The organism is Tissierellales bacterium (assembly GCA_025210965.1).
In the GTDB taxonomy this organism is placed as follows: domain Bacteria; phylum Bacillota; class Clostridia; order Tissierellales; family JAOAQY01; genus JAOAQY01.
Genome location: JAOAQY010000122.1, coordinates 1 through 12,011, shown reverse-complemented (window position 1 = coordinate 12,011; position 12,011 = coordinate 1). Strand labels below are relative to the sequence as shown.

Here is a 12,011-nt window from a genome sequence, read left to right as displayed (position 1 = left end):
GCTAAGAATTTTGAAACATTTGTATTGCCATCTTTGAGAGGTGCTATAAATAAGTTTGTTTACAAACCAGGTTATAAAATTGGTTCGGAGCTAGATGGTGTTAAAACACTAAAAATTACATCTAGTGAAGGGACAAAGTCAAATGAACTTAACTTTAAAGGTGCAGATGATGTTAGAATACAATTCTACGGAGCAGCAGAGAAGAATACAGTGGATGGAACAGAAAATGATGATATTATAGTGACAAAAGAGCTTGAAAAAACACCTGAAAGACAGCAAGGAAGTACATTCCACGGATGGGGTGGAGATGATACTCTTGTAGGTACGAATGTAAGTGATAGTCTATATGGAGATGACGGTAGAGATATCATAGATGGTAAAGGTGGAGCTGATAAACTCTACGGTGGTATAGGTAATGATATTATAGCAGCGTATGAAGCTAGTAAAGTAGTAGATGGTGGAGACGGAATAGACAAGGTTGATTACCACAATGCATCTAAAGGTATAGAACTTGATTTAAATACTCAAACAGTAAAATTTGCAAAGCGCATAACTGAGAGGGTTTATGATGTCGAGTACGGTAATCAAAAGAATATAGTGTCTATGGAACAAGCTGTAGGTAGTGCGTTTGGAGATAAATTGTATGGATTTGATGACAAGACAAACTTCATTATGGGATACAAAGGCAATGACCATATTTTTGGTGGAAATGCAGATGATGTTCTAAATGGTGGAGAAGGATATGATGAACTTTACGGAAAAGAAGGAAATGACAATTTAGCTGGTAAAGAAGGCAATGACAGACTTTATGGCGATGCTGGAAATGATAATTTATATGGTGGTCTTGGCGCGGACGAACTTTACGGTGGAGACGGTGATGATGTTATGTTTACTGAGTTTTTATCGGAAAGAGAACATGAAGAAGTTGATTCGAATATTTATGATTATGCTGATGGTGGAGCTGGAAACGATAGAATATATGGAAGTGGAAAAGCTGATAGATTGATTGGAGGCTTAGGCGACGATAAATTGTATGGCCGCGGTGGAGATGATCAAATATACGGCGGAGAAGGCGATGACCACATTGAAGATGTCGATGGCAAAAACTATATAAATGCAGGTGCTGGTGATGATATAGTTTATGACTATCACGGAAATGATATAGTTGTAGGTGGCGATGGATATGATTATTTAGATTATACAAAGATGAATGATTATATGGCAGAAGCTGAAGGCAGTAACCTAAGAGATATAAAGATAGATTTGGAGAACAATAAGTTTTCTTACAATGATGGTGAAGCTAAGGAACATGGAATTTACGAGTTTGAGGCCGTAATAGGAAGTGATATGGCCGAAGAAATAATTGGAACTGAAATTGACAACAACATAGCTGGTAATGGAGGCTCTGATACTATTTATGCTAGAGCTGGAAATGATACTGTTAAAGGTGGAGACGGAGATGACAAAATCTTTGGAGAAGCTGGAGGCGATAAGCTTTATGGAGGTCTTGGATCTGATGAGATAGATGGTGGATCTGGAGATGATACTATTTATGGCGAACAAGGCGATGATGTGTTGGTAGGCGGAGCTGGAGACGATTTCATGGCCGGAGGAATAGGCAACGATGAGTTAATAGGTGGCGCTGGAGATGACAAAATGTTTGGTGGTCTAGGTGATGATACTTATAGATTCAGTGGACATGATTTTGGCGACGATTCTATATACGACCCGGCAGCTGGAAATGACAAAATAGTGTTTGAAGGATTAGGTTCAGATGATTTGACATTTGATAGAAATGGCAAGGATTTGGTTATCAATTCTGTTCGTGAAGACGGCGGAAGACTTACTGTAAGCGATTGGTTTGCAGGAGCAGATCACAAAATGGATATCGTGTCATCTGATGGATATGATTTCACAGAAAAGATAAGAGCTAAAGGTCTAGCTAACGATGTCATCAGAGGTGATGAGAAGGCTAATGAGTTGTATGGTAAAGTTGGAGATGATGAATTACATGGTCTAGGCGGAGCTGATAAACTTTATGGAGGCATAGGAAATGACAAGTTATATGGTGGAGACGGAAATGATGAGCTCTACGGTGGAGATGGAAATGATAATTTGTATGCTGGAAATGGAGATGTGAGATTAGAAGGTGGCGCAGGCAATGATTTGTACCATATCGATAAAGATTCAAGCGGACACAAGACGATATACACTGAAAATGGAGCTAATGAAAATATTATAATGAATGATGCTGCATTTTTCACATCGAATATTGAACTTGAGAAGCAAGATGACGATTTGACTATTACATTTAAGGATAAGAACAATAGTGCAATAACTATAGAGGATTGGTTTGCTGGTGATGAACATAAAATAGGAATAAATGAGGGACTTGGTGGTGTAAAAAATCAATTTACAGTTAGCCAAATAGATAAACTTATACACGATATGGCTATATTCGAAGGGGATAGTGGCGTAGGAGTTGTTGACTCACAAAGCGGAAATACTGAAAATCCTATTGGAGAGATATTTAATCCTGAGGACAATCCTTTTGGAGAAATAGAGCCGTGCTAGTCTATAGGTAATATAAAAAGATTTACTAGTATGAAATATTAAAAGTACTAGAATATTTATCTATAAAATATTTAGGAGGAAAGGCAATGAAATTACAAGATCAAGCAAACAAATTAGCGGAAGCAATAAAAGAAAGCGATGAGTACAAAGCTTTTAAAAATGCTATCGCTGAAGTGGAGGGTGACAAAGAAGCAGAGGACATGGTTAAGGAACTTAAGGTGATGCAGTTTGAGATTCAAAGAGCTACTGCTAGAGGTGAGAAAATTGACGAAGAGAAAGTTAGAGCTAGTCAAGAGTTGTATCACTCGTGCATAGTAAATCCTAAATTGGCAAACTTCTTTCAAGCTGAGTTCAAATTTACGAAGGTGATGGAAGATATTCAAAAGATAATTACGAGTGCAGTAGAGTAAATTAGTTAAATTGTCTTGAAATAGATTGATAGCTTAGTTAAATTTACAATAACAAAAGGTGTCTTTTTCATAGAAAAATTGTTTTAGTTACAATGATTTTTCTGGGAAAGACACCTTTTTTTAAATTTTTTTTATTTTTTTTGAAATTGAGGTTTACAAATTAGAAAGTATTTACGTTTCTATATAGTGAGGGATTTATTTTTCACTATTTTTTAGTTCTATGATTTTACTTAATGCATCATCTGGAAGTTGAAAATAATTAGTAATCATATCGTTCATATTTATTTTCACTGTATTAGAATCTTTGTATATAGTTATGACTTGATTCGTATAGTATTTTGATAAATCTTGGTTTTTATTTAGTTCTTGAGGTGTTTCGGTTTGACTAAATCTAAGCTCAAATATAGGCGTATCTATATTATAGTTTTCATAAGTAGAGTCTGTATATTTCCATTTATCCATAGATAATGTCTTTAGGGTGAATTTTTTTATGGCATTATGTGAATTTATAGTAGCTACTACAGAGCCATCAGATAAGTCGATTTTTTCAAGTTTGAATTTTTTACCATTTTCAGGATCTTTAGTATCATCGAATTCATAGTCATCTACATCAATAGATCCGAATGCTTCATTGATTGAATCTTTGATCAAATCAGGGTCTATATCACTCATAGCTTTATCGATTTCAGTAGCTACAGTTTTTTGCATCTCTTTCATTTCGGGTTCTACTTCTTTTGCAGCTTTTTCTAATTCTTTTTCAATTATTGCAGGTAGGTCAGCTAATGTTACATCATCGTATTTTTCATCGTTTTCTTTTAAATTGTCTTCAGTTGATGGAGTATTTTCATCGCTCGGATTATTATTTGGCATATTTGCAAAAACTAGTGATCCTATACTTAGTATGCATACTAAGGCTAATATTGCTATTATAACGTTTTTTTTGCTTGAATCTTTCATATTAAAAACATCTCCCTTTGTATTTTAGTGATTTTATGTACAATATGAGTATATGCTTATTAGATACAATAATCAAGATTATTCGGTGCAATTACAGAAAATTAACATAGTGAATTATCGGTGTTTATTTTTGGCTTTTATATCTTAAAAATTATTTTTCAAAAAAATTGTTTTAACCCAAAGCGTGCGGGTATATACTCATTACAATACAAAAAAAGGAGATGATAAAAGCAAACAAAGTTAATCAATTCCTAATTAACAGGAGTATCAAGGAAATTTAGTCAGAAAGAGGTGAGTCCACCAAAGCATGATAGATGAAAATATTAATTCGTATTAAAAGGCAGCTCTAGCGAGAAATCAAGGGTTGCCTATTTTTTTGTGCAAAATTAATCGCCAATAAGTTACCTTAAGGTGGTGCCAGGCACCGTCTTAAGGTAACTTATTCGTGATTAGATTTATTTATAGGAAAACAAAATGCATAGAGAATGTTTATAATAATCGCGATATTGGATGATCTGTGATATGTTTATAAGGGAAAATTTGTAATTTTGCATTTAGGAGATATTATGAAATATAAAAAGTTTTTTGTAGTTTCTATTGTTATATTGGGACTTTTGATAAATGTATTAGTGGCGTTGTCGAGAATATACATAAGTTTGCCAGCTGTAATAGCGACGAGTATTTTAGGAACTGCTATTGTAGGGGCTTTTTTAGGGCCGATTGCAGGAGCGATGATTGGTGGCATTTTTAGCGCCACGTGGATGTATGTAGATAGTGGTTTGAGTTATAGAATGATACTTGCACTTATTCCGATGATGGAAGGTTTTGTAGCTGGAACTGTTTTTTCAAATAGAGTGTTTCGAAATATAGCTATCAGAATTATGGTGCTGAGTTTTATTATTCCGATTTGGGGATATTTTGTTTCTGCGATTTGTTTTGGCGGATTTGAAAGAGTTATGAGTGAATCATTTATCAGTGAATTGGTAAAGTGTTATGCGAGTCATGTTTCTAATAAATTTATGAATAATTTTTTGAGCTATGGAATTTCATGTTCTATGGCGGGGGTTTTGGCATATAAATTACGAGGGAGGATTTTAAAAGATGAAGTTTAAGAAGTATTTGATGTATGTATTAAGTGCGGCGCTTTTAATAAGTGCGAGTGGATGTTCTAGTAACGCGAGTGAAAGTAGTTCAAATGAAAGTAAGTCTAGCGAGGTAGTGGCAGAGACGAAATCAAAGAATTCGAGTGAAAATGCAGTACAATCTGATAAAGCTATATCTGATTCTGATGTAAGTTACAAAACTATGAGTATAGCTGATGCTAAGGCAGTTGTAGGAGATGAAGATACGTTATTTGTAGACCTTAGAAGTGAGGCTGAGTATATAGGCTGGCAGATAGATGCAAGTAGGGGCGGTCACATAAAGGGAGCTGTCGATTTTCCTGCTGATTGGTTTGATATACTTGATAGCGATGAAGATACTAAGGGAGAGCTAGATAGAAGGCATATTGATACTGAAAAGAGTATAGTTTTGTATGATGATTCTAGTGTCGATGAGAGCATCATAAAAGAGCTTAATTCGCTAGGCTATGAAGATATTTCAGTATTAGAGGGAGGAGCTATAGCTTGGAGCGGCGATGAATCTCTTCCTATGGAAAAGATGGAACATTATGAACTTTTGGTCTATCCAGAGTGGGTACAGAGCTTAGTTGATGGAGAAAATCCAGATACCTATGATGGCGGAGATTATAAGATAGTGGAACTTAGTTTTGGGAAACAAGAGGCTGATTACGAAAAAGGACATATAAAAGGAGCTGTTCATGTAGACGAGACTATAAATGAGATTATAGGACTTAGAAATTTGGCAGATTATGAGTTTGTTCCTCAAGATCAGAAGGAGGATTTTTGGAATAGACCTGATGATGCTACTATAGAGCAGATGATAACAGATCTTGGAATTACAAAGGATACTACAGTTGTAATATACGGTCCGAATACTACAGCTGCATCTAGGTGTGCGGTGACTATGAAATACGCTGGAGTAGAGGATGTTAGGATATTAAATGGTGGTATAGAGAGGTGGAATTTAGATCAAATGCCACTTGAATCTGGAGTAGTAAATCCTGAAAAAGCTAAAGAGTTTGGAGCGGATGTTCCAGCAAATCCTAAAGTAATGATAGATTTAGATGATGAGATGAAGCTTATAGATGATCCGAATGCAGTTATAGCTTCTATTAGAAGTTGGCCAGAGTATATTTGTGATGTGAGTGGCTATACTTATATAGGAGAAGCTGGAGATATAGTGAATTCTAGATTTGGCTATGCTGGATCAGATCCATATCATATGGAGGATTATAGAAATCCAGATAATACTATGTTTAACTATCATATGATAGCTAAAAGATGGGCTGATTGGGGAATTACACCAGATAAATATGTTTCTTTCCACTGCGGAACTGGATGGAGAGCTAGTGAAACTTATATGTACGCGGCAGCTATGGGTTGGGAAAATATAAGTGTTTACGATGGAGGATGGTATGAATGGCATCTGAGAGAGGATACTCCACGAAAAACGGCAGGTATACCAGAGGATATTCCTTATTTGCCAGTGGATTCTTGTGGATATACTAAATAGACTACAAAGTGCTACTTATGAAGAGATGATGAGATTTTTTGATGAGTGGAGGTAAAAAACTGAACTTAGTGAATATATCTTCACAAGTTTAGTTTTTTTGTAAATTATTGTGGTATCATTAATTAAAGATGGAAAGTAATATGAATTTACAGCATAAAGGAAGTTATATTACCTAAGAACCACACGTCTTTAGGCGTTTGGAGTTTAAGATTAGGAGGCGTGATATGAAAATAAGCACGAGTCACAGTAATGGATGGTTGTTCACAGGGACTAGAAATGACAATGCGAGACGATTTGATGTTCAAAAACTACATGATAGAGAGATTGATAGTTTGTTTAAGGATAATAAATTCCGATTGGGTAATTACACTAATAAAAATGGCTCGCTTTTATCTGTAAATCAGGAAGTCAGGGCGTTGTTTTCGAGAATTACACGTCATGAAATTTATGCTCAAAGTTCTTCTACAGACGCTACAGAAGAGCAATTACGGCAAGTGTTGAAGGAACAAGAATATATAGTTCATAGTAGTACTGTTATGGAAGTTGATTTAGATGATGAAGTCGATATGGAGGAGTATGCTGACTATATAGAAAAAATTACATTAGAATTAGCAGATGGGGACAAAGAAGAATTAGAAAAACTGAGAGAAGCGTATGAAAATGCTAAGCGCAGTTTGAGAGCACAGCTCCCAGAGAAGTATCAAGAAGAAGCTGCACGGTTTGAAAATCGATTAGATGAAAAATTTGATAGATTAATCAAGGCTGAAAAACTAGAAAAACCAGATTTTTCTTCTAAATTAGAACTAAAGCACGAATCGCAGCGTGAGAGCTTGTATTTTGAGCTTTTAGCGGAGCCATTTAGAGTGAAAGAACCTGAAATTGTATTGCGGATTGATACTCAAACTCAGGTAGATGGGTTTAAAGAACCATCGTATGTGAGTGTTGAGAAGACGACGGATAGACTAAAGCAACTTAGTAGAGATATATTAGAACAGGGATTGGCTAGTGTAGAGGAGCTGAAAAGTGCTTTTGCAAATGGTTATAATGAGGCAGTGCCAAATAATTTTGCATATAGACTACAAAGTGCGACTTATGAAGAGATGATGAGATTTTTTGATGAGTGGAAGTAAAAAAATAGCTGAATTTATAAAAGGAAAGTGTTTCCTTTGTAAGTTCGGCTATTTTTTTGTCTGAATGAAGAAAAATTCATTTTAACTATCGTAAATAAATGTTCTCTTTCTGCATATTTTTGTCAATTTTTGAAAAGTAGAGTACTAATGGTTCTAAATTTGATATCATTAATAAATACACAGTGTAAACCGTGAGTTTTGAAAATGTCGATTGAATAAATTCATATTAATGCGTAATTAACTGTGAACAAAATGAACAAAAAAGACAGCTACTTGAGCGTGGTAAAGCAAGTTATAAACGATAACAGATGGATTTAACAAGTGAAAATAAGCTGTGAACATGTGATCTAGTTCACGAAAAAAGGTGGAAAAATATTATGAACTATGTTAATATCATCAAAAGGTAAATGCAAACTTGTTTAAATCAAGTGGAGTTAGTTATGAAAGGAGAGCGATGAATGGAAAAAAATGAATTGAAGAAGTCACTTAGCAGTTTTATAATAGCAGCCCAGCTCAATCATGTTGCACTAAATCCAGAGCAGATAGACCATGAGTTTGCGCTCGAAGGGCAGGACTTAGGCGAGAAGGATATATTGCTAGTGAGCAAGAAAGTTGGATTAAAAGCTAAGTCGACTCAGATGGAATTTAATAAGCTTATAAAGTGTCCTCTTCCAGTACTTATAGAAAATGAAGATGGGGATTTTATAGTATTAGCAAGAGCTAGAGAAGATAAGGTAATGGTATTTGATCCAGAAAAAGAAGCTGCCGAGGAGATGACTCCAGAGGAGCTTGGAGATATTTGGACTGGTAAAGTAATACTGATGAAAAATAAAGATTTCAAAAATAGAAATATAAAATTTGGATTGAAATGGTTTATACCAACTATATTGAAATTCAAAAAGTCATTTATTGATGTTCTGATGGCGGCATTTATGTTACAGATAATAGGACTTATATCGCCACTTATTATACAGGCAATTATAGATAAGGTTTTGGTTCACAAGAGTTTTACGACGCTAAATGGACTTATGATAGGATTAATAATTGTAATTACATTTGAGATGTTTATGGGAGTTGCTAGAAATTACGTATTTTCACATGTTACCAATAGAATCGACGTAATTCTTAGCTCTAGGATATTTAATCATTTATTTAAACTTCCACTTAAGTTTTTTGAAGTTAGAAGGGTTGGAGAGACTATAGCTAGAGTTAAAGAGGTTGAAAATGTAAGAAGGTTTTTGACAGGAGCACCTCTTTCAACAGTGCTAGATTTGATGTTTTTAGTAGTGTATATAGTAGTGATGTATATGTATAGCAAAACTCTTAGCAATATAGTAATGCTATCACTCCCGCTATTTATTGGATTATCGCTATTTATTACACCGATACTAAAAAATCAATTGAAGGAAAAGTTCCAGTACAATGCAGAGATGCACAGTTTTCTAGTAGAATCTGTATCTGGAGTTCAGACTATAAAGTCTTTTGCGCTAGAGCCACTTAGCCAGAAGAGATGGGAAGATAAGGTAGCCGATTATACAGGTTCATCGTTTAAAACGTCGATAACAGGTGGTACTTCAGGAGCTGTAGCTCAGTTTATTCAGAGAGGTACTGATTTAGCTATACTTTGGGTAGGTACTCATATGGTTATAAGTGGGAAGCTTACAGTAGGTCAGTTGATTGCATTTAGAATGCTTTCTGGAAGAGTAAGTGGACCGATACTTAGACTTGTGAATTTATGGCAAGAGTTCCAACAGATGAGTGTTTCTATAGAGCGACTTGGAGATATATTTAATTCAGTACCAGAACCAAGTGCCGATGGTAGCAAGGTTAGATTGCCAGGCATAAAGGGAAATATAGAGTTTCAAAATGTTACCTATAGATATAGACCAAATACGCCAGAAGCTATCAAGAATCTTTCGTTTAGAATACCAGCTGGAAAGACTGTAGGTGTCGTTGGAAGATCTGGTTCAGGAAAGAGTACTCTTTTGAAGCTAGTCCAAAGGCTCTATGTAGCTGAAGCTGGCAAGATAATGATAGACGGAGTGGATATATCTATGGCAGATCCACACTGGCTCAGAAGGCAAATTGGTGTAGTGCTTCAGGAAAACTATTTGTTTAGTGGAACGATAAAGGATAATATTTGTATTCACAAACCAGAAGCTACTATGGACGAAATAGTGCACTGTGCAAAATTAGCAGGAGCACATGAGTTTATACTTGCTACTCCAGAAGGATATGATACTCAGGTTGGAGAGAAGGGAACGGCCCTTTCCGGAGGACAGCGTCAGAGAATAGCAATTGCAAGAGCGCTTATTACAAATCCTAGAATTTTAATATTTGATGAGGCAACATCGGCGCTAGATTATGAATCTGAGAATATCATACAGAAGAATTTAGCTAACATATGTAAGGGACGTACAGTACTTATAATAGCACATAGACTTTCTACAATAAAAGATTGCGATGCTATTATGGTTTTAGATAAGGGAAGTCTAATGGAAGTTGGTTCACATAGTGAATTGATTGAGAGAAAGGGTCTTTATCACTATCTATTTAGTCAACAAGATAGCTAAACTAAAGTATGGATTTGGAGGAGATATGAGATATGAAGCTTTTTAAAGAAAAAGATATTAGAACCGAATTTTTACCTTCGGCGCTAGAGATCATAGAGACACCAGAATCACCTCTTGGTAAAGCTGTGATTTGGCTTATTTCACTTATACTACTTAGTGCGATAACTTGGTCTATATTTTGTAAAGTAGATGAAGTCTCTATAGCTAGGGGAAGAGTTGTACCAAACGGTAATATAAAGGTGATGCAGTCTCTTGAAGGTGGTTCTATAGAAAATATAAATGTAAAAGAAGGACAAAATGTTAAAGCTGGTCAGCTTTTGATGAAATTCGATACATCTATTTTAGAAGATGAAAAAGATAAGATTGAAACTGCATTAAATACTGCCAAACTTGAGCGTAAGCTTTTGATTGGTACGATAAATGGAAATGATGAAAAAATAGAAGATTCGAATGGAATTGATGTGGAAAGCTTTGATATGCAGTCAAGTTACAATGATGCAAAAGATGAGGAGTACTTAAAGAAGCAGGAAGCTCTTGAAAATAATATAAAATCGAGTGTGAAAGAACTAGAGAGAGAACAGAAAAAGCTAGATACTTTGAATGTCAAACTCAGAAAGCTAGAAGATGAGGAAGATAAGTATAGAAAGCTCTATGAGAATGATGGTATAACTGAATATCAATACAATACGAAGAAGGCAGAGTTAGATTCTGTGATTCAAGAAGTTGAGGTTCAAAAGACGAATATAGAGATATCTAGTCAGAGAATAGCTAGTATGAGAAATCAAAAAAAGCTTAGTGCTGCCGATTATAATAAGAGTAATATGAAGGAAATAGTCGAGAAAGATAAGGCGATACAGCAGCTTGAAAAGGAACTTTCAAAGGTGAATAAGAGGATAGAGAAGCAGACTATCGTATCGCCTATAGATGGTATAGTTCAGAGTATAAGTGAAAATACTATCGGGGGAGTTGTAGCTGCTGGAAAATCTATTGTATCTATAGTGCCAGATGGAAGTGAACTAGTGATAGAGGCTTCTGTGCTAAATAGGGACATTGGCTTTATAGAGGTAGGACAAGAAGCTGAAATAAAATTCGATGCTTTTCCGTTTCAAAGGTATGGTGTCATAGAAGGAGAAGTGGTTTATATAAGTCCCGATGCTGTTAGAGATCAGCAGCTAGGATATGTTTACAAGGCTAAAGTTAGAATGGACAAGAATTTCATTCATATTGGCAATAAGGATGTAGATATAACTCCTGGAATGACGGTTACAGTAGAAGCAAAAGTAGGAGAGAGAAGAATAATTGATTTCTTTATACCTGGAATAAAGAGCTTCAAAGAGAGTTTTGAATTAAGGTAGTTTAATGCATTAATTCACAAAGGTGAGTTAATGCATTGTTTTCACCATTTAAACGAACTGCGTTAAATTCAATCGTGATGGAAAATCTTTCTAATTCAATGTAGTAGATGTTTTTGTTTTTATAATTTATTGAATTTTACTAATATATTTTACAAAAAGATGCTAGAGGGTTTTGATTTTAAACATTACAATAATCTGAAAAGACAGAAAATTATTAATATTTAAAATGGAAATATTGTTTTATCCTGCTCAATCAATGAAATAAAGGGATTTGGTTTAGCGATAAATATATATGAGAGGGAGAGTGAAATTATGACGGTTAACACAGAAGGAACTAACAACCTAGGTAATGGAAACTTTTGGGATGAACTTAAAGAG

8 protein-coding genes are annotated in these 12,011 nt (G+C 35.0%); 7 read left to right on the top strand and 1 reads right to left on the bottom strand.

Annotation, left to right across the window (positions count from 1 at the left end):
* Together N4A40_09265 and N4A40_09260 are read left to right on the top strand one after the other, a co-directional pair.
* A partial coding sequence (locus N4A40_09265; protein MCT4662035.1) for a hypothetical protein occupies positions 1-2,574 on the top strand: 2,574 nt, incomplete at its 5' end.
* Between the two features lie 86 nt (positions 2,575-2,660).
* Complete coding sequence (locus N4A40_09260) at positions 2,661-2,984, top strand: YlbF family regulator (protein MCT4662034.1); 324 nt, start codon at positions 2,661-2,663, stop codon at positions 2,982-2,984.
* 195 nt (positions 2,985-3,179) lie between these two features.
* Here the strand turns inward: N4A40_09260 and N4A40_09255 are convergent, their stop codons facing one another.
* Complete coding sequence (locus tag N4A40_09255) at positions 3,180-3,941, bottom strand: hypothetical protein (GenBank protein ID MCT4662033.1); 762 nt, start codon at positions 3,939-3,941, stop codon at positions 3,180-3,182.
* Between the two features lie 566 nt (positions 3,942-4,507).
* Here N4A40_09255 and N4A40_09250 point away from each other — a divergent pair.
* The 5 genes from N4A40_09250 to N4A40_09230 all read left to right on the top strand — a co-directional run bounded on the left by N4A40_09250 (position 4,508) and on the right by N4A40_09230 (position 11,633).
* Positions 4,508-5,053 (top strand): hypothetical protein, encoded by a 546-nt coding sequence (locus N4A40_09250; GenBank protein MCT4662032.1) that lies wholly within the window; start codon positions 4,508-4,510, stop codon positions 5,051-5,053.
* Positions 5,043-6,575: a rhodanese-like domain-containing protein gene (locus N4A40_09245; GenBank protein ID MCT4662031.1), complete on the top strand. Its 1,533-nt coding sequence runs from the start codon at positions 5,043-5,045 to the stop codon at positions 6,573-6,575. Before N4A40_09250 ends, N4A40_09245 begins: the two co-directional genes overlap by 11 nt.
* Before the next feature lie 224 nt (positions 6,576-6,799).
* Positions 6,800-7,705 (top strand): hypothetical protein, encoded by a 906-nt coding sequence (locus N4A40_09240; GenBank protein MCT4662030.1) that lies wholly within the window; start codon positions 6,800-6,802, stop codon positions 7,703-7,705.
* A gap of 458 nt (positions 7,706-8,163) precedes the next feature.
* Positions 8,164-10,278 (top strand): type I secretion system permease/ATPase, encoded by a 2,115-nt coding sequence (locus N4A40_09235; protein ID MCT4662029.1) that lies wholly within the window; start codon positions 8,164-8,166, stop codon positions 10,276-10,278.
* A gap of 32 nt (positions 10,279-10,310) precedes the next feature.
* Entirely contained in the window at positions 10,311-11,633 is a 1,323-nt protein-coding gene (locus N4A40_09230) for an HlyD family type I secretion periplasmic adaptor subunit (protein ID MCT4662028.1), read from the top strand.
* Positions 11,634-12,011 lie beyond the last annotated feature (378 nt).

Bases quoted from the DNA above. Each gene is read 5' to 3' on its own strand.
- N4A40_09260 (MCT4662034.1), top strand. From the start codon at position 2,661: ATGAAATTACAAGATCAAGCAAACAAATTAGCGGAAGCAATAAAAGAA.
- N4A40_09240 (MCT4662030.1), top strand. From the start codon at position 6,800: ATGAAAATAAGCACGAGTCACAGTAATGGATGGTTGTTCACAGGGACT.
- N4A40_09255 (MCT4662033.1), bottom strand. From the start codon at position 3,941: ATGAAAGATTCAAGCAAAAAAAACGTTATAATAGCAATATTAGCCTTA.
- N4A40_09235 (MCT4662029.1), top strand. From the start codon at position 8,164: ATGGAAAAAAATGAATTGAAGAAGTCACTTAGCAGTTTTATAATAGCA.
- N4A40_09245 (MCT4662031.1), top strand. From the start codon at position 5,043: ATGAAGTTTAAGAAGTATTTGATGTATGTATTAAGTGCGGCGCTTTTA.
- N4A40_09230 (MCT4662028.1), top strand. From the start codon at position 10,311: ATGAAGCTTTTTAAAGAAAAAGATATTAGAACCGAATTTTTACCTTCG.
- N4A40_09250 (MCT4662032.1), top strand. From the start codon at position 4,508: ATGAAATATAAAAAGTTTTTTGTAGTTTCTATTGTTATATTGGGACTT.